General features: G+C 45.1%; 25 protein-coding genes, 1 pseudogene and 2 other annotated features (1 of these 28 only partly in view). All 26 genes and pseudogenes read right to left on the minus strand.

Annotated elements, in window-relative coordinates:
* Window positions 1-57: 57 nt before the first annotated feature.
* The 26 genes and pseudogenes from rplB to cysE all read right to left on the minus strand — a co-directional run bounded on the left by rplB (window position 58) and on the right by cysE (window position 24,573).
* Window positions 58-891, minus strand: coding sequence for a 50S ribosomal protein L2 (rplB, locus tag BTR1S_RS17855; protein ID WP_029418439.1), 834 nt, complete (start codon window positions 889-891; stop codon window positions 58-60).
* A 31-nt stretch (window positions 892-922) separates the two neighbouring features.
* Entirely contained in the window at window positions 923-1,210 is a 288-nt protein-coding gene (rplW, locus tag BTR1S_RS17860) for a 50S ribosomal protein L23 (RefSeq protein WP_006640319.1), read from the minus strand.
* Complete coding sequence (rplD, locus tag BTR1S_RS17865) at window positions 1,210-1,833, minus strand: 50S ribosomal protein L4 (protein WP_006640318.1); 624 nt, start codon at window positions 1,831-1,833, stop codon at window positions 1,210-1,212. Before rplD ends, rplW begins: the two co-directional genes overlap by 1 nt.
* 27 nt (window positions 1,834-1,860) lie before the next feature.
* On the minus strand, window positions 1,861-2,490 hold the full coding sequence (gene rplC, locus BTR1S_RS17870) for a 50S ribosomal protein L3 (RefSeq protein ID WP_006640317.1): 630 nt from the start codon (window positions 2,488-2,490) through the stop codon (window positions 1,861-1,863).
* 37 nt (window positions 2,491-2,527) lie between these two features.
* Window positions 2,528-2,836 (minus strand): 30S ribosomal protein S10, encoded by a 309-nt coding sequence (gene rpsJ / locus BTR1S_RS17875; RefSeq protein ID WP_003156464.1) that lies wholly within the window; start codon window positions 2,834-2,836, stop codon window positions 2,528-2,530.
* 347 nt (window positions 2,837-3,183) lie between these two features.
* Window positions 3,184-4,371 carry an elongation factor Tu gene (gene tuf, locus BTR1S_RS17880; RefSeq protein WP_006640316.1) on the minus strand — a complete coding sequence of 396 codons (1,188 nt, stop codon included), beginning with the start codon at window positions 4,369-4,371 and terminating at the stop codon, window positions 3,184-3,186.
* 119 nt (window positions 4,372-4,490) lie between these two features.
* The gene (gene fusA / locus BTR1S_RS17885) at window positions 4,491-6,569 is read right to left on the minus strand and encodes an elongation factor G (RefSeq protein ID WP_006640315.1); all 2,079 of its coding nucleotides are present in this window, start codon (window positions 6,567-6,569) and stop codon (window positions 4,491-4,493) included.
* A gap of 48 nt (window positions 6,570-6,617) precedes the next feature.
* Window positions 6,618-7,088 carry a 30S ribosomal protein S7 gene (gene rpsG, locus BTR1S_RS17890; RefSeq protein ID WP_006640314.1) on the minus strand — a complete coding sequence of 157 codons (471 nt, stop codon included), beginning with the start codon at window positions 7,086-7,088 and terminating at the stop codon, window positions 6,618-6,620.
* A 165-nt stretch (window positions 7,089-7,253) separates the two neighbouring features.
* Entirely contained in the window at window positions 7,254-7,670 is a 417-nt protein-coding gene (rpsL, locus tag BTR1S_RS17895) for a 30S ribosomal protein S12 (protein ID WP_006640313.1), read from the minus strand.
* Between the two features lie 105 nt (window positions 7,671-7,775).
* Window positions 7,776-8,024, minus strand: coding sequence for a 50S ribosomal protein L7ae-like protein (locus tag BTR1S_RS17900; RefSeq protein ID WP_006640312.1), 249 nt, complete (start codon window positions 8,022-8,024; stop codon window positions 7,776-7,778).
* A gap of 121 nt (window positions 8,025-8,145) precedes the next feature.
* Window positions 8,146-11,745, minus strand: a complete 3,600-nt coding sequence (gene rpoC / locus BTR1S_RS17905; RefSeq protein ID WP_006640311.1) for a DNA-directed RNA polymerase subunit beta' — start codon at window positions 11,743-11,745, stop codon at window positions 8,146-8,148.
* A gap of 59 nt (window positions 11,746-11,804) precedes the next feature.
* Window positions 11,805-15,386 carry a DNA-directed RNA polymerase subunit beta gene (rpoB, locus tag BTR1S_RS17910; protein ID WP_006640310.1) on the minus strand — a complete coding sequence of 1,194 codons (3,582 nt, stop codon included), beginning with the start codon at window positions 15,384-15,386 and terminating at the stop codon, window positions 11,805-11,807.
* A 251-nt stretch (window positions 15,387-15,637) separates the two neighbouring features.
* Window positions 15,638-16,243 carry a class I SAM-dependent methyltransferase gene (locus BTR1S_RS17915; RefSeq protein WP_029418440.1) on the minus strand — a complete coding sequence of 202 codons (606 nt, stop codon included), beginning with the start codon at window positions 16,241-16,243 and terminating at the stop codon, window positions 15,638-15,640.
* A 137-nt stretch (window positions 16,244-16,380) separates the two neighbouring features.
* Complete coding sequence (gene rplL, locus BTR1S_RS17920) at window positions 16,381-16,749, minus strand: 50S ribosomal protein L7/L12 (RefSeq protein WP_006640308.1); 369 nt, start codon at window positions 16,747-16,749, stop codon at window positions 16,381-16,383.
* A 43-nt stretch (window positions 16,750-16,792) separates the two neighbouring features.
* Window positions 16,793-17,293, minus strand: a complete 501-nt coding sequence (rplJ, locus tag BTR1S_RS17925) for a 50S ribosomal protein L10 (protein ID WP_006640307.1) — start codon at window positions 17,291-17,293, stop codon at window positions 16,793-16,795.
* 67 nt (window positions 17,294-17,360) lie between these two features.
* Window positions 17,361-17,502: a sequence feature (ribosomal protein L10 leader region), on the minus strand.
* A 48-nt stretch (window positions 17,503-17,550) separates the two neighbouring features.
* Window positions 17,551-18,249: a 50S ribosomal protein L1 gene (rplA, locus tag BTR1S_RS17930; RefSeq protein ID WP_006640306.1), complete on the minus strand. Its 699-nt coding sequence runs from the start codon at window positions 18,247-18,249 to the stop codon at window positions 17,551-17,553.
* 101 nt (window positions 18,250-18,350) lie between these two features.
* The gene (gene rplK / locus BTR1S_RS17935; RefSeq protein WP_003178300.1) at window positions 18,351-18,776 is read right to left on the minus strand and encodes a 50S ribosomal protein L11; all 426 of its coding nucleotides are present in this window, start codon (window positions 18,774-18,776) and stop codon (window positions 18,351-18,353) included.
* A gap of 169 nt (window positions 18,777-18,945) precedes the next feature.
* Window positions 18,946-19,479, minus strand: coding sequence for a transcription termination/antitermination protein NusG (gene nusG / locus BTR1S_RS17940; protein WP_003178298.1), 534 nt, complete (start codon window positions 19,477-19,479; stop codon window positions 18,946-18,948).
* Window positions 19,480-19,656: 177 nt separating this feature from the next.
* A complete protein-coding gene (gene secE / locus BTR1S_RS17945) occupies window positions 19,657-19,836 on the minus strand; it encodes a preprotein translocase subunit SecE (protein ID WP_006640305.1) in 180 nt (59 codons plus the stop codon).
* Window positions 19,837-19,870: 34 nt separating this feature from the next.
* On the minus strand, window positions 19,871-20,020 hold the full coding sequence (rpmG, locus tag BTR1S_RS22160; protein ID WP_006640304.1) for a 50S ribosomal protein L33: 150 nt from the start codon (window positions 20,018-20,020) through the stop codon (window positions 19,871-19,873).
* A gap of 83 nt (window positions 20,021-20,103) precedes the next feature.
* A complete protein-coding gene (gene sigH, locus BTR1S_RS17950; protein WP_006640303.1) occupies window positions 20,104-20,775 on the minus strand; it encodes an RNA polymerase sporulation sigma factor SigH in 672 nt (223 codons plus the stop codon).
* 63 nt (window positions 20,776-20,838) lie between these two features.
* Window positions 20,839-21,351 (minus strand): ribosome-dependent mRNA decay endonuclease Rae1/YacP, encoded by a 513-nt coding sequence (rae1, locus tag BTR1S_RS17955; protein WP_006640302.1) that lies wholly within the window; start codon window positions 21,349-21,351, stop codon window positions 20,839-20,841.
* Between the two features lie 6 nt (window positions 21,352-21,357).
* Window positions 21,358-22,107 (minus strand): 23S rRNA (guanosine(2251)-2'-O)-methyltransferase RlmB, encoded by a 750-nt coding sequence (gene rlmB, locus BTR1S_RS17960; RefSeq protein WP_006640301.1) that lies wholly within the window; start codon window positions 22,105-22,107, stop codon window positions 21,358-21,360.
* Window positions 22,061-22,520 (minus strand): annotated as a pseudogene (locus BTR1S_RS17965) (Mini-ribonuclease 3). Before BTR1S_RS17965 ends, rlmB begins: the two are co-directional and overlap by 47 nt.
* Window positions 22,521-22,522: 2 nt before the next feature.
* Complete coding sequence (gene cysS / locus BTR1S_RS17970; RefSeq protein ID WP_029418442.1) at window positions 22,523-23,926, minus strand: cysteine--tRNA ligase; 1,404 nt, start codon at window positions 23,924-23,926, stop codon at window positions 22,523-22,525.
* A complete protein-coding gene (gene cysE, locus BTR1S_RS17975; RefSeq protein WP_006640298.1) occupies window positions 23,923-24,573 on the minus strand; it encodes a serine O-acetyltransferase in 651 nt (216 codons plus the stop codon). Before cysE ends, cysS begins: the two co-directional genes overlap by 4 nt.
* Before the next feature lie 81 nt (window positions 24,574-24,654).
* Window positions 24,655-24,779: a binding site (T-box leader), on the minus strand; it runs 108 nt beyond the window's last position.

Raw genomic sequence — 24,779 nt, forward strand, 5'->3', positions numbered from 1 at the left:
TTTGGAACCTCCCTTCGTGATTGCACTACGGTCCGATAAGAACCGTAGACAACCCCGTTATTTATTTTTACGACGACGTACGATGAATTTATCTGATTTGTTCTTCTTCTTACGCGTTTTGAATCCGAGAGTTGGTTTACCCCATGGAGACATAGGTGATTTACGTCCGATTGGAGCGCGTCCTTCACCACCACCGTGCGGGTGATCGTTAGGGTTCATAACAGAACCGCGAACTGTAGGGCGAACGCCTTTCCAGCGAGAACGTCCGGCTTTACCGATGTTGATCAGTTCGTGCTGTTCGTTACCCACTTGGCCGATTGTGGCGCGGCAAGCAGAAAGAATCATGCGAACTTCACCGGAGTTAAGACGTACAAGAACGTATTTACCTTCTTTACCAAGAACTTGGGCAGATGTACCAGCTGAACGTACCAGCTGTCCGCCTTTTCCAGGTTTCAATTCAATGTTGTGCACAACTGTACCAACTGGGATGTTGATAAGTGGAAGTGCATTACCTACTTTGATGTCAGCTTCTGCACCTGACATAATTTCAGTTCCTACTTGAAGGCCTTTAGGAGCCAGAATGTAGCGTTTTTCTCCGTCTACATAGTTAATTAGAGCAATGTTCGCTGAACGGTTTGGATCGTACTCAACTGTAGCAACGCGTCCAGGTATACCATCTTTATCGCGTTTGAAGTCGATAATACGGTATTGGCGTTTATGTCCGCCGCCTTGATGACGTACAGTTAATTTACCTTGGTTGTTGCGTCCGCCTTTTTTGTGAAGCGGGGCAAGCAAGGATTTTTCCGGCTGATCTGTCGTGATTTCTGCGAAATCTGAAGATGTCATGCCGCGACGTCCGTTAGAGGTCGGTTTGTACTTTTTAATCGCCATTTTGAATTTCCCTCCTTCTTTTTACAAGTGATTAAGCTTCAAAAATTTCGATTTCTTTGCTGTCTGCAGTAAGTTTTACAATTGCTTTTCTGCGACGGTTTGTCATACCAGAGTAGCGGCCGACACGTTTGAATTTCCCTTTGTAGTTCATAATGTTGACTTTTTCAACCTTCACTCCAAAGATTTCTTCAACTGCGTCTTTCACTTCTGTTTTATTAGCTTTAACGTCTACTTCAAACGTATATTTCTTTTCAGCCATTAAATCAGCAGAACGTTCAGTAATGACGGGGCGCTTAAGAACATCACGAGGATCTTTCATTATGCAAGCACCTCCTCTACTTTTTCAACCGCTGCTTTTGTCATCACAAGCTTCTCGTGACCGACAACATCAAGTACGTTGATTCCGTTAGCTTCAACAACAGTAACTCCAGGAAGGTTGCGAGCAGATAGTGCAACTGTTTCGTTAGAGTCTGCAGTAACGATTAAAGCTTTCTTTTCGATAGACAGGCCTTTAAGGACAGCTGCCATTTCTTTTGTTTTAACCGCATCAAGAGTAAGATCTTCAAGTACGATCAGGTTGTTGTCGTTCACTTTAGAAGACAATGCTGATTTGATTGCCAAGCGGCGAACTTTTTTCGGTAATTTATAAGCATAGCTGCGTGGTGTCGGACCGAATACGATACCACCTCCGCGCCATTGTGGTGAACGGATAGATCCCTGACGGGCACGGCCAGTGCCTTTTTGACGCCAAGGTTTGCGACCTCCGCCACTAACTTCAGAACGATTTTTGACTTTGTGAGTTCCTTGTCGCAAGGAAGCTCTTTGCATAAGAATAGCGTCGAATACCACGCTCTCATTTGGCTCGATTCCAAATACAGAGTCGTTCAATTCGATTTCACCAGCAGTAGAACCGTTTTGGTTATATAATGCTACTTTTGGCATGATCAATTTCCTCCTTTCCTAAGAGAATTATTTAGATTTAACAGCACTTTTAATAGTGACTAGTGATTTTTTGGCACCAGGAACGTTTCCTTTGATTAAAAGAAGATTGCGCTCAGCATCAACTTTTACGATTTCAAGGTTTTGAACAGTGATTTGCTCTCCGCCCATACGTCCAGGCAACAGCTTTCCTTTGAATACACGGTTAGGGTCTACCGGTCCCATTGAACCAGGACGACGATGGTAGCGTGAACCGTGAGACATAGGTCCGCGAGATTGTCCGTGGCGTTTGATCGCACCTTGGAAACCTTTACCTTTTGATGTTCCTGTTACATCTACGATTTCTCCGTTAGAGAAAATATCAACTTTGACTTCCTGACCAACTTCATACGCATCCATATCCACTCCGCGTAATTCTTTAACGAAGCGCTTAGGTGCAGTTTCCGCTTTTGCGACGTGGCCTTTTTCCGGCTTGTTGGCAAGCTTTTCACGCTTGTCGTCAAAACCGATCTGAATCGCTTCATAGCCGTCGTTTTCAACAGTTTTCTTTTGAAGTACAACGTTAGCTGCAGCTTCAACAACAGTTACCGGAATAAGATCACCGTTTTCTGCGAAAACTTGCGTCATACCAATTTTTCTTCCTAAGATTCCTTTGGTCATTCGTCACACCTCCTGTTAAGATCATTCTATATTTAGATTAAAGTTTAATTTCGATATCGACACCAGATGGTAAATCTAATCGCATTAATGCATCGACAGTTTGTGGGGTTGGGTTCACAATGTCGATTAAACGTTTATGTGTACGCATTTCAAATTGCTCACGAGAATCTTTGTATTTGTGCACCGCACGAAGGATTGTGTAAACTGATTTTTCAGTTGGCAACGGAATCGGACCAGATACGCTGGCACCGGAGCGTTTTGCCGTTTCAACAATCTTCTCAGCGGATTGATCAAGGATTCTATGATCATACGCTTTTAAACGAATACGAATTTTTTGTTTTGCCATTATTTTCCCTCCTTTTCGCCTACTTACATTAGACAATTCTCCGTGAGAAAAACCTGAATCACCTTGCCATGGCAAAGCGGCCGGGTGTGTCAGCAACCTCTCACTTCATCGCAGTCAAAGACCAACATGCACTATTATACAAAATTTATAGGCATGTTGCAAGGTAATATTGAATATTACCGGCATTTGCACACTTTTTTAATTATACAGATTGAGCCTCCGGTAATCAAGAACTTATCAGCGGAAAATATCTCCCATCATGAAAGCATATTGATCTTGAAAAATCGCTGACTGAATAAGAAAAAAACGAGATCCAAGCGGATCCCGTTTTTTTATTGAAATAAGTATTATTCAACGATAGAAGTTACAACGCCTGATCCAACAGTACGTCCGCCTTCACGGATAGAGAAGCGAGTACCGTCTTCGATCGCGATCGTTGAGATCAGTTCAACGTTCATTTCGATGTTGTCTCCAGGCATAACCATTTCTACGCCTTCTGGAAGCTGAATGATACCAGTTACGTCAGTTGTACGGAAGTAGAACTGCGGACGGTAGTTAGAGAAGAATGGAGTGTGACGTCCACCTTCTTCTTTAGAAAGAACGTAAACTTCAGCTTTGAATTTTTTGTGCGGAGTGATTGTACCTGGTTGAGCAAGTACTTGACCGCGTTGAATTTCTTCACGGGATACACCGCGAAGAAGTGCACCGATGTTGTCTCCAGCTTCAGCATAGTCAAGAAGCTTACGGAACATTTCAACACCTGTAACAGTTGTTTTCTTGTTTTCTTCTTGAAGACCGATGATTTCAACTTCGTCACCGACTTTAACTTGACCGCGTTCTACACGACCAGTAGCAACAGTACCACGACCAGTGATTGAGAATACGTCCTCAACCGGCATCATGAACGGCTTGTCAGTTTCACGTTCTGGAGTTGGGATGTACTCGTCAACAGCAGCCATCAGTTCAAGAATTTTTTCTTCGTATTGAGCGTCTCCTTCAAGAGCTTTAAGAGCAGAACCTTTGATAACTGGTACATCGTCACCAGGGAATTCGTACTCAGAAAGAAGATCGCGAACTTCCATTTCAACTAGCTCAAGAAGCTCTTCGTCGTCTACCATGTCGCATTTGTTAAGGAATACAACGATGTAAGGCACGCCTACGTTACGAGAAAGAAGGATGTGCTCACGAGTTTGCGGCATTGGACCGTCAGCTGCAGAAACAACCAGGATCGCTCCGTCCATTTGCGCAGCACCAGTGATCATGTTTTTAACATAGTCAGCGTGTCCTGGGCAGTCAACGTGTGCATAGTGACGAGTGTCAGTTTCGTACTCAACGTGTGCAGTAGAGATTGTGATTCCACGCTCACGCTCTTCCGGCGCACCGTCGATTTGATCGTATGCACGTGCTTCCGCTTTACCTGTTTTAGATAGAACAGTTGTGATAGCTGCAGTTAATGTAGTTTTACCATGGTCAACGTGTCCAATTGTACCGATGTTGGCATGTGATTTGGAACGGTCGAATTTTTCTTTAGCCATTCTGAAAATCCTCCTTAAAAGGGTTTATTTTTAATATATAGAGTGATAGAAAGTGAAAGCTTAGTTTCACTTTCTCATCTTACAATAGTAGTTATACTTTAATGAAGTGGCAAAATCAATTATTCGCCTTTATTTTTTTTGATGATCTCATCAGCGATGCTCTTAGGCACTTCTTCGTAGTGGTCAAAGACCATTGTGAACGTACCGCGTCCTTGTGTGTTTGAACGGAGCGCCGTAGCGTAACCGAACATTTCAGAAAGCGGAACCATCGCGCGAACGACCTGAGCGTTTCCGCGTCCTTCCATACCTTCTACGCGACCGCGGCGTGATGTAATGTCTCCCATGATGTCTCCCATGTATTCTTCTGGGATAACGACTTCAACTTTGGAGATCGGCTCAAGAATAACCGGGTTACACTTGCTTGCCGCGTTTTTAAGCGCCATGGAAGCGGCGATTTTAAACGCCATTTCGTTAGAGTCGACATCGTGGTAAGAACCATCAAACAGTTTTGCTTTGATGTCGATGACAGGGTAGCCTGCGATAACACCGTTTTGCAGTGCATCTTCAAGCCCCGCCTGAACAGCCGGGATGTATTCACGTGGAACGACACCGCCGACGATTGCATTTTCGAATTCAAAGCCTTTTCCTTCTTCGTTTGGAGAGAATTCGATCCAAACGTGTCCGAATTGTCCGCGTCCACCGGACTGACGTACGAATTTACCTTCAACTTGCGCGCTCGCACGGAATGTTTCACGATACGCAACTTGAGGAGCACCGACGTTGGCTTCTACTTTAAATTCGCGTTTCATACGGTCAACGATGATATCAAGGTGAAGCTCACCCATACCGCCGATGATCGTTTGGCCTGTTTCAGCGTCTGTATGCGCACGGAATGTTGGATCTTCTTCAGCCAGTTTAGCCAGTGCGGTAGACATTTTGTCTTGGTCAGCCTTAGATTTAGGCTCGATCGCAACGTGGATAACAGGCTCAGGGAATTCCATTGATTCAAGGATAACAAGGTTTTTCTCGTCACATAGAGTGTCACCTGTTGTTGTATCCTTCAGACCTACAGCTGCTGCGATATCCCCTGCGTAAACAGTAGAGATTTCTTCACGGCTGTTGGCGTGCATTTGCAGAATACGGCCGACACGCTCACGTTTGCCTTTTGTTGAGTTTCTTACGTATGAACCTGAATCAAGCGTTCCTGAGTACACACGGAAGAACGTCAGTTTACCAACGTAAGGGTCAGTCATAACTTTAAACGCCAATGCTGAGAAAGGTGCGTCGTCAGAAGACTCACGCGTAACCTCTTCGTCAGAATCAGGCAGAATACCTTTGATTGCTGGTACGTCAGTTGGAGCTGGAAGGTAGTCAAGAACTGCGTCAAGCACTAATTGAACACCTTTGTTTTTGAAAGCTGAACCACAAAGAACCGGATAGAATTCAACGTTACAAGTTCCTTTACGGATCGCTGCTTTCAGCTCGTCAACTGTGATTTCTTCTCCTTCCAAGTACTTCATCATAAGCTCTTCATCAAGCTCTGCAACAGCTTCGATTAAGCTGGCGCGAAGCTCTTCAGCTTTGTCTTTGTACTCGGCAGGGATTTCACGCGCATCAGAGCGTGTTCCAAGATCATCTTCGTAGTAGTATGCTACGTTTTCTACAAGATCGATGATCCCTTCGAAGTTGTCTTCGGCTCCAATCGGTAATTGGATCGCATGAGCGTTTGCCTCAAGACGGTCTCTCAGAGTACCTACAGAGTAAAGGAAATCCGCACCCGTTTTGTCCATTTTGTTGACGAATACGATACGGGGTACTCCGTAAGTAGTTGCCTGACGCCAAACTGTTTCAGTTTGCGGCTCAACGCCGGATTGTGCGTCAAGAACAGCAACGGCACCATCAAGCACGCGCAGGGAACGTTCAACTTCAACTGTGAAGTCTACGTGTCCTGGTGTATCGATGATGTTGACGCGGTGTCCTTTCCATTGTGCAGTAGTCGCAGCAGATGTAATCGTGATACCGCGTTCTTGTTCCTGCTCCATCCAGTCCATTTGGGAAGCCCCTTCATGAGTTTCACCAATTTTATGGATACGGCCTGTGTAGAACAAGATACGTTCAGTTGTAGTCGTTTTACCGGCATCAATGTGAGCCATGATCCCGATATTACGAGTTTTTTCTAAGGAGAACTCTCTTGCCATTGGGTCTTTCTCCTTCCTTCTTAGGAAATAATATTTTATCGCGTAAGATTACCAGCGATAGTGAGCAAACGCTTTGTTCGCTTCAGCCATCTTATGAGTATCTTCACGTTTCTTAACAGCAGCACCAGTGTTGTTGGCCGCATCTAAAATTTCGTTAGCTAGACGCTCTTCCATCGTTTTTTCACCGCGAAGACGAGCGTAGTTTACTAACCAGCGAAGTCCAAGAGTCGTACGACGTTCAGGACGAACCTCTACAGGCACTTGGTAGTTCGCACCACCTACACGGCGTGCTTTAACTTCAAGTACAGGCATGATGTTTTTCAAGGCTTGTTCGAAAACCTCCATTGCATCGTTGCCGGTACGTTCTTTAATGATATCGAATGACTTGTATAGGATTGTTTGAGCTTTACCTTTTTTACCGTCGATCATCATTTTGTTGATCAAACGAGTAACCAGCTTAGAGTTGTAAATTGGATCAGGTAAAACGTCTCTTTTTGCTACAGGACCTTTACGTGGCATCTGATTATCCTCCCTTCTCTTGTTGCGGGCTTAAAGCAAGCAAAGGGATTTGTTCCGGCTTCTGATACAGCACGGAAGCATCCGCTTCCCGCGGAAGTCCGATACCCTAACAGCTTTGCCAGAATTCCCCGCTTTTAAAAACCCTTTTATTTATATGAAACTGAATTATTTTTTCTTAGGACGTTTTGTACCGTATTTAGAACGGCCTTGTGCACGGTTTTCAACTCCGGCAGTATCAAGTGCGCCACGCACGATGTGGTAGCGTACCCCCGGTAAGTCTTTAACACGTCCGCCGCGGATCAATACGACACTGTGCTCTTGCAGGTTGTGCCCGATACCAGGAATGTAGGCAGTAACCTCGATTCCGTTTGTCAAGCGAACACGGGCATATTTACGAAGCGCTGAGTTCGGCTTCTTCGGTGTCATTGTACCAACACGAGTACAAACCCCGCGTTTTTGTGGTGAAGATACGTTAGTGTGCTCTTTCTTAAAGCTGTTGTATCCTTTGTTAAGTGCAGGAGACTTAGAAGTTTCTACTTTGTTCACGCGTCCCTTGCGTACTAATTGATTAATTGTAGGCATGTTGTATTTCCTCCCTTCATCATGTTTTATAACCCACATACCCAGGTGGTTCATTTAAAACCAAAAAACAATGTCTTTGCAAGATTAGCAAAAACAGCGAGTACGTTATTGAATAATGGCAACAGTTGCCGCACCGACTTCAATTCCGCAGGCTTTGCCGAGCTTTTTCATGGACTCCGCCATTGAGACGGGAATGCCTTGTTTATTTGCCAGATTGATAACACCTGCCGTCAGACAAGGATCTGCGTCTTTTGCGACGACAACTTCCTTTACAGAATTGCGTTTGAGCGCTTTGACTGTTTGCTTCGTACCGATAATAATAGATTGAGCCTGTGATACTTTATCATAAGACATTATACATCCTCCAAAGTAACAGGTTTAAATTGAGCACCTTGGTTATATTATCATCCTGAAAGAAGGATGTCAACACAGTATGACAATTTTTAGTGACATCCTTCTTTAGGATTCTTTATCTCTATTCTGCCGGAACCATTTCTTCGGAAGATTTGACTTGCAGCACCGGCTTCACTTTACGGTAGTTCAGCATACCTGTTCCAGCCGGAACAAGCTTACCGATAATGACATTCTCTTTCAGACCGAGAAGCTCATCTCGTTTTCCTTTGATCGCTGCATCTGTCAGGACACGTGTTGTCTCCTGGAATGATGCGGCAGACAGGAAGGAATCTGTTTCAAGTGATGCTTTTGTGATACCGAGAAGCACCGGACGGCCTGTCGCAGGTCGTTTTCCTTCAAGCAGCACTTTTTTGTTTGCTTGAGTAAACTGGTGAATGTCGAGCAATGTGCCAGGCAGCACGTCTGTGTCGCCGGCATCGATGACACGAACTTTGCGAAGCATCTGGCGAACCATAACCTCGACGTGTTTATCCCCGATTTCAACACCCTGCATGCGGTAAACCTTCTGCACCTCATGCAGAAGATATTCCTGAACGGTTGTGATGTCCGTTACTTTCAGAAGCTCTTTCGGATCAACCGAACCTTCTGTCAGGACTTGACCGCGGGAAATCTTATCGCCTTCTGCCACTTTCAGGCGGGCGTTGTAAGGCGCCGTGTAGGAGCGGGTTTCAACTTCACCCTGAACGACGATTTCCTGCTGCTTATCGCGCACTTCATTGATTTCGGCTACGACACCGTCAATTTCGGAGATCGTCGCCTGGCCTTTAGGATTACGCGCTTCGAACAATTCCTGAATACGCGGCAAACCTTGTGTAATATCGTCTCCGGCAACCCCGCCTGTGTGGAAGGTACGCATTGTTAACTGAGTACCCGGCTCACCGATAGACTGGGCGGCGATGATTCCGACTGCTTCCCCGACTTCAACATCGGTTCCAGTCGCCAGGTTGCGGCCGTAGCATCGTTTGCATACTCCGTGCGACGTATTACATGTAAATGCGGAGCGGATCCACACTTCTTCAATGCCTGCTTCGACAATTTCGATCGCTTTGTCTTCGTCGATCAGTTCATTTTCTTTAACAAGGATTTCTCCCGTTTCAGGATGTTTCACAGGTTTTCTTGCAAAGCGGCCGACGAGACGTTCTTCAAGACGCTCGATCACTTCAGTGCCTTCAGTGATGGCTTTCGCCAGAATACCGCGGTCAGTACCGCAATCTGTCTCACGAATGATGACATCCTGAGCCACGTCTACGAGACGGCGTGTCAAGTAACCTGAGTCAGCCGTTTTCAGGGCTGTGTCGGCAAGACCTTTACGCGCACCGTGGGTGGAGATAAAGTACTCCAACACTGTTAAACCTTCGCGGAAGCTTGATTTGATCGGAAGCTCGATAATCCGTCCGGCCGGGTTGGCCATCAGACCGCGCATTCCTGCAAGCTGTGTAAAGTTTGACGCGTTACCCCGGGCTCCAGAGTCACTCATCATGTAGATCGGGTTGATTTCATCCAAGGATTTCATCAGCTTGCCTTGAATGGTATCTTTAGCGGCGCTCCAGATGGAAATGACGCGTTCATAACGCTCTTCTTCAGTAATCAGACCGCGTCTGAACTGTTTCATGACATTATCGACTTTTCCTTGTGCTTCTTCAAGAATTTCCTGCTTATCATCCAAAACGACGATATCAGAAACACCGACCGTAATTCCGGCTTTTGTTGAATATTTAAAGCCGAGGTTTTTCATGCGGTCAAGCATTTTGGACGTTTCGGTAATGTGGAATCTTTTGAAGATCTCCGCAATGATTTTACCCAAAATGCCTTTTTTGAACGGCGCATTGATTTCTTGGTTTCGGATTGCCTCTTTTACATCGACGCCGTAATCCACGAAGAAACGGTCAGGCGTTTTTTCTTCGATGTTGCTCTTCGTCGGTTCGTTCATGTACGGGAACGATGGCGGAAGAATTTCGTTGAAGATCAGCTTACCGACTGTTGTGATCAGCAGTTTGGAACGCTGTTCTTCCGTGAATGTTTCATTTTTCAAGGAGTTGACCGCAACGGCCACTCTTGTATGCAGATGAACATATCCGTTTTGATATGCAAGCAGCGCTTCATCCGTATCTTTGAAAATCATACCTTCGCCGACAGCGCCTGGCCGTTCAAGCGTGAGGTAGTAGTTTCCAAGAACCATGTCCTGAGACGGCGTAACAACCGGTTTTCCGTCTTTAGGGTTTAAGATGTTTTGCGCAGCAAGCATGAGAATGCGCGCTTCAGCTTGCGCCTCTGCTGATAAAGGAACGTGAACCGCCATTTGGTCACCGTCAAAGTCGGCGTTGTATGCCGTACATACGAGCGGGTGAAGACGGATGGCACGGCCTTCAACAAGCGTAGGCTCAAATGCCTGGATTCCGAGTCTGTGAAGCGTAGGTGCACGGTTGAGAAGAACCGGGTGCTCCTTGATAACTGACTCAAGAACATCCCAAACTTCAGGCTGAACGCGTTCAATTTTACGCTTCGCACTCTTAATGTTATGAGCAAGACCTTTTTCAACAAGCTCTTTCATGACGAAAGGCTTGAACAGTTCCAAAGCCATTTCTTTCGGAAGGCCGCATTGGTACATTTTCAGGTTCGGACCAACGACGATAACCGAACGTCCTGAATAGTCAACACGCTTACCGAGAAGGTTTTGACGGAAACGGCCTTGTTTACCTTTCAGCATGTGGGAAAGGGATTTTAGCGGCCTGTTTCCAGGACCCGTAACCGGACGGCCTCTGCGTCCGTTATCGATTAATGCGTCAACGGCTTCTTGAAGCATCCGCTTTTCGTTTTGAACGATGATGCTTGGGGCTCCAAGATCGAGCAGGCGTTTCAAGCGATTGTTACGGTTGATCACGCGGCGGTACAAATCGTTAAGGTCGGAAGTCGCAAAACGTCCGCCATCAAGCTGTACCATTGGTCTCAGCTCAGGAGGAATAACCGGAAGAACATCAAGGATCATCCAAGACGGTTTATTTCCGGAATTACGGAATGCTTCCAACACTTCAAGACGCTTGATCGCACGTGTACGACGCTGCCCCTGTGACGTTTTCAGCTCTTCCTTGAGCATATCGACTTCTTTATCAAGATCGATATCCTGAAGGAGCTTATGAATCGCTTCAGCCCCCATGGAAGCTTGAAATTTATTGCCGTATTTATCAAGGTACGCACGGTATTCTTTTTCAGAAAGAAGCTGCTTTTTCTCAAGCGGCGTGTTTGCCGGATCTGTTACGACATAAGAAGCAAAGTAGATGACTTCTTCCAATGCACGCGGAGACATATCCAGCACAAGACCCATACGGCTTGGAATTCCTTTAAAATACCAGATGTGAGAAACCGGGGCTGCCAGTTCGATATGCCCCATTCTCTCACGACGGACTTTAGCCCGGGTTACTTCAACTCCACAACGGTCGCAAACTACGCCTTTATAACGAACTCGCTTGTACTTTCCGCAATGGCATTCCCAGTCCTTTTGAGGACCGAAAATGCGCTCGCAGAACAGACCATCTTTTTCAGGTTTCAAAGTACGATAGTTGATTGTTTCAGGCTTTTTCACTTCTCCGTAAGACCATGAACGGATTTTATCAGGTGAAGCGAGACCGATGTTCATATACTCAAAATTGTTCACATCCAGCAAGGGGCCTACCTCCCTTTTTATCTTCGGGTTATACCCATGTCACTTGCGTAAAAAATCGTTTATTCTTTTGTGACGACATCGCGTTCTGCGTCGGCAGAAACAAACTCTTCAGCTTCTTCATCATTGGCTAATGAAAGGCCTTCGTTTTGTTTTGCATCTTCATCGTCTTCCAAGTCTCTCATTTCAATTTCTTCTTCATCACTTGACAGAATTTTGACGTCCATTCCCAAGCTTTGAAGCTCTTTAATCAATACTTTGAATGATTCCGGAACACCCGGTTCTGGAACGTTGTCGCCTTTTACAATAGCTTCGTATGTTTTCACACGACCCACGACATCATCGGATTTAACAGTAAGAATTTCTTGAAGCGTGTATGCTGCGCCGTAAGCTTCAAGCGCCCATACTTCCATCTCACCGAAGCGCTGTCCGCCGAACTGCGCTTTACCTCCGAGAGGCTGCTGGGTAACGAGTGAATAAGGACCAGTTGAACGGGCATGGAGTTTGTCATCAACCATGTGGGCAAGTTTGATCATATACATGATACCCACGGAAACCCTGTTATCAAATGGCTCTCCGGTACGGCCGTCATATAGGACGGTTTTCGCATCTCTTGACATGCCGGCTTCTTCAAGCGTTTCCCAAACGTCTTCCTCACGGGCACCGTCAAATACCGGTGATGCGACGTGCAGGCCGAGACGGCGTGCAGCCATACCAAGGTGAAGCTCCAGTACCTGCCCGATGTTCATACGCGATGGAACGCCGAGCGGGTTTAACATGATGTCAATCGGTGTTCCGTCTGGAAGATACGGCATATCTTCTTCAGGAAGAATCTTCGAAATAACACCTTTGTTACCGTGACGTCCGGCCATTTTGTCCCCTTCAGAAATTTTACGCTTCTGAACGATATACACGCGGACAAGCTGGTTGACGCCAGGAGGAAGTTCATCTCCGTCTTCACGGTTGAAGACTTTCACATCAAGGATGATACCGCCGCCGCCGTGCGGAACACGGAGTGACGTATCACGGACTTCGCGCGCTTTTTCTCCGAAAATGGCATGAAGCAGGCGTTCTTCCGCTGTAAGCTCTGTAACCCCTTTTGGTGTTACTTTTCCTACCAGCAGGTCTCCGTCTTTTACTTCAGCACCAACGCGGATAATTCCGCGCTCATCCAGATTGCGGAGAGCATCCTCACCGACGTTTGGAATATCACGGGTGATTTCTTCAGGTCCGAGTTTTGTATCCCGGGCTTCTGATTCGTATTCTTCAATATGGATAGACGTATAAACGTCGTCTTTTACAAGGCGTTCGCTCATGATGATGGCATCCTCATAGTTGTAGCCATCCCATGTCATAAAGCCGACCATGACGTTGCGTCCCAGGGCAAGCTCGCCTTTTTCCATAGATGGACCGTCAGCTAAAATTTCACCTTTTTCAACCTCGTTTCCGACGCTTACGATCGGACGCTGATTGTAGCACGTTCCCTGGTTGGAGCGGACGAATTTCAGCAGGCTGTATTTATCAAGGTTTCCTTTTACTTTTTGTCCGTCTACTTCTTCGTATCGGCGCACCCAAATGTTTTTCGCTTCTACCCGTTCAACGATACCCGGGTGGCGGCAAATAACGGCGGCGCCGGAGTCTTTCGCAGATACATATTCCATTCCAGTTCCGACGATCGGAGACTCAGGCTGCATAAGCGGAACAGCCTGACGCTGCATGTTCGCTCCCATCAGGGCGCGGTTGGAGTCGTCGTTCTCCAAGAAAGGAATACATGCAGTCGCCGCAGAAACAACCTGTTTAGGCGAAACGTCCATGTAATCAACGCGGTCTTTAGGGACAACGGTGTTTTCCCCTCTGAAGCGGGCGACGATGCTGTCGTCTACAAATGAACCGTCTTCATTAAGGCGGGCGTTTGCTTGTGCCACTACATAGTTATCTTCTTCATCAGCCGTCAAATAATCGATTCTCGGCGTTACTTTTCCAGTCTCAGGATCAACGCGGCGGTAAGGCGTTTCAATAAAGCCGAACCGGTTCACTTTCGCAAATGTAGAAAGCGAGTTGATCAGTCCGATGTTCGGACCCTCAGGCGTTTCAATCGGACACATCCGGCCATAGTGGGAGTAGTGAACGTCACGCACTTCCATTCCGGCGCGTTCACGCGTCAAACCACCTGGCCCAAGGGCTGATAAACGGCGTTTATGCGTCAGCTCAGCAAGCGGATTCGTCTGATCCATGAACTGAGAAAGCTGAGAGCTTCCGAAAAACTCTTTAATTGACGCGATGACAGGGCGAATATTAATCAGCTGCTGAGGCGTAATCGTGTTTGTATCCTGAATGGACATTCTTTCACGAACAACGCGCTCCATTCTGCTGAGACCGATTCTGAACTGATTTTGCAGAAGCTCGCCTACGGAACGAAGACGGCGGTTTCCTAAATGGTCGATATCATCAGTATCGCCTACTCCGTGAAGCAGGTTAAAGAAATAGCTGATGGAAGAAATAATGTCGGAAGGTGTAATGTTTTTTACGCCTTCTTCGATATAAGCATTTCCGATCACATTGATCGTCTGCTCCCCTTCTGGGTCATTCGGAGCATAAATTTTAATAGATTGAAGCGTCACTTCATCTTCGACTACTCCGCCATTTGGATACAGCTTTTTAAAACCGATTCCGTTTTCCAGGTATGGCAGCACTTTGTCAAGGGTTCTTCTATCTAAAATCGCTCCTTTTTCAGCAAGGATTTCACCTGTTTCAGGATCCACAAGCGTTTCAGCAAGCCGCTGGTTGAAAAGGCGATTTTTGATATGAAGCTTTTTATTAATTTTGTAGCGTCCTACACTTGCAAGATCATATCTTTTTGGATCAAAGAATCTGGAATCAAGCAAGCTTTTCGCGTTTTCTACTGTCGGCGGCTCTCCCGGACGGAGGCGCTCGTAGATTTCAAGCAGCGCTTTGTCGGTGTTTTCTGTATTATCTTTATCAAGTGTATTGCGCAAGTACTCGTTTTCACCGATCAGATCGATGATTTCCTGATCAGATCCGAAGCCAAGAGCACGCAAAAGAACCGTAACCGGCAACTTACGTGTGCGATCAATGCGGACATAAACAACATCTTTCGCATCAGTCTCGTATTCTAACCATGCGCCACGGTTTGGAATGACAGTCGCAGTAAAACCTTTTTTACCGTTTTTGTCTACTTTACCACTGTAATATACACTTGGAGAACGGACGAGCTGAGATACGATAACACGCTCCGCACCGTTAATAATGAAGGTTCCAGTGTCAGTCATAATAGGGAAATCGCCCATAAAGACATCCTGGTCCTTAACCTCGCCGGTCTCTTTGTTGATTAAGCGAACTTTGACCCGCAGCGGTGCTGAGTAAGTCACATCTCGTTCTTTTGATTCTTCTACCGGATACTTAGGCTCACCCAAGCTGTAGTCGATAAATTCCAGAGAGAGGTTACCAGTGAAATCCTCAATTGGCGATATGTCTTGAAACATCTCTCTAAGCCCCTCATCAAGAAACCACTGATAAGAAGAGGTTTGAATTTCAATGAGATTTGGTAATTCTAACACTTCGCTAATGCGTGCATAGCTTCTGCGCTGGCGGTGTCGTCCATACTGAACTAGTTGACCTGTCAACTGATTCACCCCTCAAATCATGCGTAATATATGTGTAACAAGTATTTCTCCCTCATATATGTAAGAAATACTTTTACAAGACAAAAGAAAAAAGGGTTTCTAATTTAGAAAACCACATCCAAAAACAAAATACCGATTTTATTAGTGTTCCCATAAATGTATATTTTATACAAGCCTGGGCGTTTCTTAAAAACGGCAGGCAAAATATATACATTGGCATTTTATAATGTTAACATAGCTGAAAATCCGAGTCAAACTTTTTTTGCTCTGAGGATATAATAGCCTTTCTTTTTCTGGACGACTTCAACATCCGCAAAAAGTTCTTTTAATTTTTCAATGGCAGAAGGTCCGCCTTGTTTTTTCTGAATGACGACCCACAAATCACCAGAAGGTCTTAAGTGTTCAGCGCTTTTTTCAAAAATGGCGTGTACGGTTTTTTTCCCGGCTCGTATGGGGGGATTGGTGATAATGGAAGCGAATTGTTTTGCAGGTTCGACGTTGGAAAACAGATCACTTTGATAAATTTCAACATTCACGATCTGATTATTTAACGCATTTTCCTTTGAAAGTTCGACAGCTCTTTCATTGACATCGATCATATGAACCGTTCGATCTTCGAAATCCGCAGCAAGAGAAAGGCCAATCGGGCCGTAGCCGCAGCCCACATCCAAAAAATCACCGTCTGCATCAGGTTCACGGAAAGCTTCAATCAGCAGTCTGGAACCAAAGTCCACCTCTTTTTTTGAAAAGACTCCGCTGTCGCTGATAAATGCAAACGCCCGGTTTCTTAATTGGAATGTCCACGTTTTTCTGCTGCTTTTTGCTGAAGGTTTTTCCGAATAATAATGGTCAGTCATCCTAGAACCTCCTCAGTTGGTGAACTCTCTGAATATCTTGAAACAAGATGGCTTATCTTATGCGGAAAGGACTCATTATTTAGCAAAGAAAAAGCCCGCTTTTAAAAGCGAGCTTTCCCCTAAAGATTAGGCGAAGATTACTTAACTTCTACAGAAGCGCCAACTTCTTCAAGTTTAGCTTTAAGCTCTTCAGCTTCTTCTTTCGCAATACCTTCTTTAAGAGGTTTTGGAGTGTTGTCAACAAGTTCTTTAGCTTCTTTCAAGCCAAGACCAGTGATTTCACGCACAACTTTGATAACTTTGATCTTTTGGTCTCCTGCACCAGCAAGGATAAGATCAAATTCAGTTTTCTCTTCAGCAGCACCGGCAGCAGCTCCGCCAGCTACAGCTACAGGAGCAGCAGCAGTTACGCCGAATTCTTCTTCGATTGCTTTTACTAAGTCGTTCAACTCAAGAACAGTTGCTTCTTTAACGGAAGCAATGATTTCTTCGATATTTAAAGCCATTTGTAATTCCTCCATTTGTTTTAATTTTTAATAACTGATTGAATTAAGCGCCTTGTTCTTCCTTCTGATCTGCCACAGCTTTTGCAGCAAGAGCAAGGTTGCGAACTGGAGCTTGAAGTACGCTAAGCAACATAGAAAGCAAGCCTTCGCGTGATGGAAGTTCAGCAAGAGCTTTCACTTCTTCAACAGTAGACACTTTGCCTTCGATAACGCCAGCTTTGATTTCAAGAGCTTCATGCTGTTTAGCAAACTCGTTAAGAACTTTAGCCGGAGCGACAACATCTTCAGTACTGAATGCAATCGCATTCGGTCCAGTTAAGAAATCGTTCAAACCATCAAGTTCAGCTTGTTCTACCGCACGGCGAGTCATTGTGTTTTTGTAAACTTTGAACTCAACGTTAGCTTCGCGAAGCTGTTTACGAAGTTCTGTTACTTCAGATACGTTAAGACCGCGGTAGTCAACGATGATCGTTGATTTACTTTCTTTCAGTTTAGAAGTAATCTCTTCAACAACAACTTTTTTTGTTTCAATTGCGCTGCTCATGGTTACACCTCCTGTTAGATTCATGTGTAACACTTATACCGTTTGGTGATCACGTTCTTTAACGACGGGTTCCATATAAAAAGCCTCCATTCGACATGGAGGCTGTATATACAAGCATACGTAGCGTAAAAGCTGTGATATATATACACCTCGGTAGGAAATTAAGCCTTTGGGGCACCTACTGTCTACGGTATAAATGGACATATTTTATTTTACAACGTTTTGAATTATATCAGAACGTGTGATGCGAGTCAATATTATTTTACGTTGAAAGTTGAAGGGTCCACTTTGATTCCAGGTCCCATTGTAGATGTAACGGATACATTCTTCACGTATACACCTTTAGCAGCAGCAGGTTTCGCTTTTAGAATTGTGTCATACATTGTCGCGAAGTTTTCAACAAGCTTCCCTTCTTCGAATGACACTTTACCGATTGGAACATGTACGTTTCCGGCTTTATCAACGCGGTATTCAACTTTACCCGCTTTGATTTCTTTAACTGCTTTTTCAACTTCAAATGTTACTGTTCCTGTTTTAGGGTTTGGCATAAGACCTTTTGGTCCAAGCACGCGTCCGATTTTACCGACTTCACCCATCATGTCAGGAGTCGCAACGATCACATCAAATTCAAACCAGCCTTGCTGGATTTTGTTGATGTAATCTGTATCGCCTACATAATCTGCACCAGCAGCTTCTGCTTCTTTCGCTTTTTCTCCTTTAGCGAAAACAAGGACGCGCTGAGTTTTTCCTGTTCCGTTTGGAAGAACAACCGCACCGCGGATTTGCTGGTCGTTTTTACGAGGGTCAACACCTAAACGAAATGCCGCTTCAACAGTAGCATCGAATTTAGCTGTGTTTGTTTTTTTCACGAGCTCAATCGCTTCGTTTACATCGTAAGCTTTTGTACGGTCTACAAGCTTGGCAGCTTCGACGTACTTTTTACCTTTTTTTGCCATTTTAAAATTTCCTCCTTAGTGGTTTTAGCGGAATAACCTCCCACGAATAAGGGTTGCGAACTTGTCTGATCCAAACTCGCAACCCACAAAGAAACAAAAAATTAGTCTTCGATCACAATACCCATACTGCGGGCAGTTCCTTCAACCATACGCATAGCCGCTTCAACATCTGCCGCATTCAAGTCAGGCATTTTTGTTTCGGCGATTTCACGTACTTTATCGCGTTTAACGGTTGCGACTTTATTACGGTTAGGCTCACCAGAACCTGACTCAATTCCAGCCGCTTTTTTAAGCAATACAGCAGCAGGCGGAGTTTTTGTGATAAATGTAAATGAACGGTCTTCGTAAACCGAAATTTCTACAGGAATGATAAGACCAGCCTGGTCAGATGTACGAGCGTTGAACTCCTTACAGAATCCCATGATGTTAACACCGGCTTGACCTAATGCAGGACCAACTGGCGGAGCTGGATTCGCTTTTCCAGCAGGAATTTGCAATTTCACAACTTTAACTACTTTTTTAGCCACGAGACACACCTCCTTAAGTCCGTGATGTGGTAATAGGGTGAACCCTCCCACTCAAGGTCTCATTCTTTATATGAATGATGAAAATATCAAGCTAGCTGCCTTGACCAATTTGCCAAGACGCACCTTTGTATATTACCACTTTTATATAGTGATTTCAAGCGCTTTTCCGTTACAATTTGTCAACTTGAGTAAATTCAAGTTCAACAGGGGTCTCTCTCCCGAACATGTTAACGAATACTTTGACTTTGTTTTTATCATGGTCGATTTCTTCGATCGTCCCTGTGAAATCAGCAAACGGCCCGTCAATCACCTTCACGGTTTCTTTCAATTCAAAGTCAATTTCTGTTTTCCGTTCTTCAAGCCCCATGCGCTTCAGAATTTTTTCGGCTTCGCCCGGAAGGAGAGCCGTCGGCTTCGAGCCTGATCCGGCAGATCCGACAAATCCCGTCACACCCGGCGTATTCCGCACAACATACCAGGAATCGTCCGTCATGACAAGCTCTACAAGAACATAGCCAGGGAAGACTTTCTTTTTCACAACTTTCTTCTTGCCGTTTTTAATATCTGTTTCTTCTTCTTCAGGCACGACGACGCGGAAGATTTTATCTTGCATACCCATCGATTCGACCCGTTTTTCCAAATTCGCTTTTACCTTGTTTTCATAGCCGGAGTACGTATGCACAACATACCATTTCTTTTCCATTCTCATTCAGGACCCTTTAAAGTCCTTCCCTCCCCACACCTTAATGTTTATTGGCCGTACCGGGAAACTGACGCTTTCTTTTATACGAGCCTCATATTTTGAAACAATGAAAAAACCCGTTGAACGGGTTTTTTGGCTAGTCATATTAAGATCTATTATAACACGTTATGCTGATCATTATTCAACTATTAAACGAATTAATTGCGTAATTCCTGAATCGATCAATGCGAAAAAAATGGCGAAAAAGATAACGGTGGTAATAACAGTGATGGTATAGCGCGTTAATTCTTTTCCTTTAGGCCATGTGACCTTTTTCATTTCTTTTCCGACATTCTTAAAGAATTTCATAATACCCATGGTAAGAAACCTCCACAACCTAAAAACAAAAATCCTATTTTGTTTCCAGATGTACTGTATGTGAATTGCAGTTATTGCAGTATTTCTTTACTTCGAGTCGTTCAGCCAAAGCTGCGGAGCTTTTCATTGTCGTATAATTACGGTTCCCGCAATTTTTACAGGCCAACGTTATTTTTTTCTTCATGTCTACACCTTTTTCTGGACAATCATTTCTTTAGTAACATTATCACAGTCCCAAAATTGATGTCAATATGCCGTAGGCATTGACTACAAGCTGATTTCGCGGAGCTCCAGGTACTTCTCCAGCTTTCTTTTGACGCGCTGGAGCGCATTATCAATTGATTTTACATGGCGGTTTAATTCTTCGGATATTTCCTGATAGGATCTTCCGTCGAGATAGAGCGTAAGAACTTTTCTTTCCAAATCGCTGAGCAGTTCGCCCATTTTCAGTTCGATGTCATCAAATTCTTCCTGATTGATGATCAGTTCCTCCGGATTCATCACTTTGGCTCCTGAAATTACATCAAGAAGCGTCCGGTCTGACTCTTCGTCATAAATAGGCTTGTCCAGCGACACATAAGAATTCAGCGGAATATGTTTCTGGCGAGTAGCTGTTTTAATAGCGGTAATAATTTGGCGGGTAATGCACAATTCTGCAAAAGCTTTAAATGAAGTCAGCTTGTCCTCTCTAAAATCACGGATAGATTTGTAGAGTCCAATCATGCCTTCCTGAACGATATCCTCACGATCAGCCCCTATCAGAAAATAGGATCTCGCTTTTGCCCTTACAAAGTTACGGTACTTTGTAATCAAGTAATCTAACGCATCACTGTCTCCGACATGAACCATTTCAATGACCTGCTCGTCTTCCAACTGGCAAAACCGTTCTTTGTTGAACTGTTCTTTGCTGAATTTTCCCTGGTTGTTTTGTAAGTTCACTCCGATCCCCCCGACCGCACGTAGATAGAAATATTATACAGTAATGGGCAAAAAAGCGTCAACCTACTCCAAGTCGCCCCGCCGCCATTTTTCGAATATCTTTAAGACATCCTCTGATAAAGGAATCTTTCCGGCGGGACGCTCGGACGTAATTTTTTTTACCCTTTTTTCAATTTTTCTTTCGATCGCTTCAACTTCCCTCAGCAGCTCCCTCGCAGACTTTCGAAGCGCTCCCTGTCCAAAGATCGCCCACTGCTCGGTATAATCTGATGTGGCGACATGGATTTGCGTCTGGATATTGTTCAGATCTGACGCAAGCTTTTCAATCCGTTCGTCAGCCGTTTCATTTTCCTTCGTGAAGATCACCTCCACGCGGTGATTGATCCTTTTCTTCTCGATTCCTTTTACAAGATGCGCATCGAATACGACAATCACCCGATAACCGGTATAAGATTGATATTCCGCCATTTTTTGAATCAAAAGGTCCCTTGCTTCCTCAAAACTGTTCGCTTTTAGATCCTTCAGCTGTGGCCATGCCCCGATCATGTTATAGCCATCGACTAACAGGATGTCCATCCTTTTCTATTCTCCCAGGGGGCTTCGTTTACGGTACACTTCATACAGCAGCAGTCCGGCTGCAACTGAAGCGTTTAGGGATGTGACTTTTCCTGCCATCGGGAGGCGGATGAGAAAATCACATTTCTCTTTGACAAGCCTTCCCATGCCTTTGCCCTCGCTGCCGATCACAAGCGCGAGAGGCATGTTTCCATCCAGCGACCTGTAGTCCTGCCGGCCTGAAGCATCGGTGCCGACGATCCATACGCCCCGCTCTTTCAATTCTTCCAATGTCCGCGAAAGGTTCGTCACTTTCACTACCGGGATATGCTCAATCGCTCCTGTCGAGGCTTTTGCGACAGTTGTCGTAAGGCCGACGGCACGCCTTTTCGGAATAATAATGCCATGGGCCCCGACAGCGTCAGCCGTACGCATGATCGATCCAAGATTATGCGGGTCTTCGATTTCATCCAACACGATCAAAAACGGCTGTTCGTCCCTGTCCTCGGCCTTTTGAAAAAGGTCTTCCAATTCGGCGTACTCATAAGCCGCGACTTGAGCGACGACGCCCTGATGCTGGCCAGAAACCATTTGATCGAGTTTTTTGCGCGGGACATAGTGAATCGTGATGCCTTTTTTAGCTGCGAGATCAACGACTTGCTGAGCCTGTCCCTTCACCGTGTTTTCCGCCATCCATAGCTTGTAAAGTTCACGGCCGGATTTTAACGTCTCAATGACCGCGTTTTTGCCTATGACGTAGTCGTGCTGCTGACTCATTTGATTTCCTCCCTGCCGTCCCGTTTTTCCAACGCTTTTTTGATAAGCTCTTCAAGCCGCGCTTCCTTTTTCTCCAGAAAGAGGTAGCCGATAACAGCTTCAAAAGCCGTGCTGTATCGGTATGTTTGGACATCCGTGTTTTTAGGCACGGTTCCGGATTTTGCGTTTCGCCCTCTTCTTAGTACAGCCTTTTCTTCTTCGGTGAAGAATCCCTGCTCTTCAAGAGCAAACAGCATGCTCGCCTGTGATTTTGCGGAAACATAGCGGCTTGACTGCTTGTGTAAATCATTGGGCTTTGTCATTCCCTGCTTTAACAGGTGATGCCTGACGTATATCTCCAAAACGGCATCACCCATGTAAGCAAGCGCCAAACCATTTAATTGTTTGGCATCTTTAATGGTGTCCAAATTCATGTTTATGATTCTCCTCTTTTCCAGCGCGTTCCTTGAGGAGTATCCTCCAAGATGATGTTCATGCTTTTCAGCTGGTCACGAATTTGGTCGGAAGTGGCAAAGTCTCTGTTTCTGCGGGCTTCATTTCTCTTTTCGATAAGTTCTTCAATTTCCGCGTCAAGCAGCTCCTGCTCCTGAAGCGAAAAACCAAGAACCGAGCAAATTTCGTCAAACAGGTTAAGAAATGCCTGTATGACGTGTTCAGCGGTATTCTTTTCCTGCAGGTAGTAGTTCGCATGTTTAGCCAGGTCAAACAGGACAGAAATCGCATTGGCCGTATTAAAGTCATCATCCATTGCCGTTTCGAAGGCTTTTCGCTGCTCCTCGATTTTTTCAAGCCATTCGGAATCGCCCTCTGTTAAATTTGTACTGCTTTTCAGGCGGTGGCGCAAATTGCTATAAGCCGTTTTTAAGCGGCCAAAAGCATTTTTTGTGTTTTCAAGAAGTTCGACCGAATAATTGATCGGATGTCTGTAATGAACGGAAAGCATAAAAAACCGCAGCACTTGCGGGTCATGCTCTTTAATGATGTCATGGACAAGCACGAAATTCCCGAGTGATTTTGACATTTTCTCATTATCAATATTGATGTAGCCGTTATGAAGCCAATATTTTGCAAAAGGCTTTCCGGTTAACGCTTCAGACTGGGCAATTTCATTTTCATGGTGAGGGAAGGTCAAATCCTGACCGCCGGCATGAATATCGATTGAATCCCCCAAATATTTTCTTGCCATGGCAGAGCATTCAATGTGCCAGCCCGGACGGCCTTTGCCCCATGGGCTCTCCCAAGAGATTTCGTTTTCTTTGGCGGCTTTCCATAATGCGAAGTCGAGCGCGTCTTCTTTTTTCTCGCCCACTTGAATCCGGGCGCCGGATCTTAATTCATCGATCGATTGGTGTGAAAGCTTTCCGTAATCTTTAAATGACCTTGTTTTATAGTAAACATCACCGTCCGCTTCATATGCATAGCCTTTATCAATAAGCGTCTGAATAAAGTCAATGATGTCGTCCATATTTTCAGTGACGCGCGGATGGCAGTCGGCTTTTGAGCAGCCGAGCGATCCGACATCCTCAAAATAAGCTTTAATAAAGCGTTCGGCAATGACCGGCACTTCTTCTCCAAGCTCGTTTGCCGCTTTAATCAATTTGTCGTCTACATCTGTAAAGTTTGAGACGTAGTGAACATCATAGCCTTTATACTCCAAGTATTTTCTGACCGTATCATAAACGATGGCCGGCCTTGCATTTCCAATGTGAATGTAATTGTATACGGTCGGGCCGCATACATACATTTTGACCTTGCCTTCTTCAAGAGGCACAAACGGCTCTTTTTTTCTTGTCAGTGTATTATAAAGTGTAATGGTCACAACTCATCTTCCCTTTCTTTTCTCTGAAGCGCCTGTTTCAGCTGCCTGATTTCTTTTTCCAATTCTTTGAAACGATCAGCAACCGGATCCGGCAAATCCTGATGGTTCAGGTCGCGTTTTATTTTCTTTCCGTTTTGGACCACGACGCGTCCGGGGATGCCGACAACAGTTGAACATTCAGGCACATCGTGGAGAACAACGGAACCGGCGCCGATTTTCGAGCCTCTTCCGATCGTAATCGAGCCGAGCACTTTCGCACCGGTTGATATCATGGCATCATCCTCTATTGTCGGATGCCTCTTCCCTTTTTCTTTTCCGGTACCTCCGAGCGTGACGCCCTGAAAGACGGTCACATTGTTCCCGATCTCGCAGGTCTCGCCGATCACAACCCCCATCCCGTGATCTATGAAAAAGCGTCTGCCGATCTTCGCTCCCGGATGAATTTCAATTCCCGTGAAGAAGCGGGCGATTTGAGAAATTGCTCTCGCGATAAAAAACCTTTTTCTCTTATATAAAGCATGTGCAATTCGATGTGCCCATATAGCATGTAAACCTGAATATGTTAATATGACTTCGATGTAGCTTCTTGCAGCCGGATCCTGGTCAAAAACGACATCTACATCTTCTTTCAGCATTTTAAAGAACACATGATTCCCCCCGTTCCCCGCTTCCTGCTTTCTTCTATCAGCTCTTTAACTAAAACCATATAAAAAGCGCCTCTGTCTAATGACAGAGACGCTTTAAACACGCGGTTCCACTCTGTTTAGAAAACAGCAGACCTGTTTTCCCAACTTAAATCCCATAACGGCGGATACCGCCTTTGAATACTTGTTTCTTAAACGTTCTTCAAAGG

Source organism: Bacillus sonorensis NBRC 101234 = KCTC 13918 (assembly GCF_001592005.1).
Taxonomy (GTDB): Bacteria; Bacillota; Bacilli; order Bacillales; family Bacillaceae; genus Bacillus; species Bacillus sonorensis.

Bases quoted from the DNA above. Each gene is read 5' to 3' on its own strand.
- rplB (WP_029418439.1), bottom strand. From the start codon at position 891: ATGGCGATTAAAAAGTACAAACCGACCTCTAACGGACGTCGCGGCATG.
- rplW (WP_006640319.1), bottom strand. From the start codon at position 1,210: ATGAAAGATCCTCGTGATGTTCTTAAGCGCCCCGTCATTACTGAACGT.
- rplD (WP_006640318.1), bottom strand. From the start codon at position 1,833: ATGCCAAAAGTAGCATTATATAACCAAAACGGTTCTACTGCTGGTGAA.
- rplC (WP_006640317.1), bottom strand. From the start codon at position 2,490: ATGACCAAAGGAATCTTAGGAAGAAAAATTGGTATGACGCAAGTTTTC.
- rpsJ (WP_003156464.1), bottom strand. From the start codon at position 2,836: ATGGCAAAACAAAAAATTCGTATTCGTTTAAAAGCGTATGATCATAGA.
- tuf (WP_006640316.1), bottom strand. From the start codon at position 4,371: ATGGCTAAAGAAAAATTCGACCGTTCCAAATCACATGCCAACATCGGT.
- fusA (WP_006640315.1), bottom strand. From the start codon at position 6,569: ATGGCAAGAGAGTTCTCCTTAGAAAAAACTCGTAATATCGGGATCATG.
- rpsG (WP_006640314.1), bottom strand. From the start codon at position 7,088: ATGCCACGTAAAGGTCCTGTAGCAAAAAGAGACGTTTTACCTGATCCA.
- rpsL (WP_006640313.1), bottom strand. From the start codon at position 7,670: ATGCCTACAATTAATCAATTAGTACGCAAGGGACGCGTGAACAAAGTA.
- BTR1S_RS17900 (WP_006640312.1), bottom strand. From the start codon at position 8,024: ATGTCTTATGATAAAGTATCACAGGCTCAATCTATTATTATCGGTACG.
- BTR1S_RS17915 (WP_029418440.1), bottom strand. From the start codon at position 16,243: ATGACTGACCATTATTATTCGGAAAAACCTTCAGCAAAAAGCAGCAGA.
- rplL (WP_006640308.1), bottom strand. From the start codon at position 16,749: ATGGCTTTAAATATCGAAGAAATCATTGCTTCCGTTAAAGAAGCAACT.
- rplJ (WP_006640307.1), bottom strand. From the start codon at position 17,293: ATGAGCAGCGCAATTGAAACAAAAAAAGTTGTTGTTGAAGAGATTACT.
- rplA (WP_006640306.1), bottom strand. From the start codon at position 18,249: ATGGCAAAAAAAGGTAAAAAGTACGTCGAAGCTGCCAAGCTTGTAGAC.
- nusG (WP_003178298.1), bottom strand. From the start codon at position 19,479: ATGGAAAAGAAATGGTATGTTGTGCATACGTACTCCGGCTATGAAAAC.
- secE (WP_006640305.1), bottom strand. From the start codon at position 19,836: ATGGGTATTATGAAATTCTTTAAGAATGTCGGAAAAGAAATGAAAAAG.
- rpmG (WP_006640304.1), bottom strand. From the start codon at position 20,020: ATGAAGAAAAAAATAACGTTGGCCTGTAAAAATTGCGGGAACCGTAAT.
- rae1 (WP_006640302.1), bottom strand. From the start codon at position 21,351: ATGGACATCCTGTTAGTCGATGGCTATAACATGATCGGGGCATGGCCA.
- rlmB (WP_006640301.1), bottom strand. From the start codon at position 22,107: ATGAGTCAGCAGCACGACTACGTCATAGGCAAAAACGCGGTCATTGAG.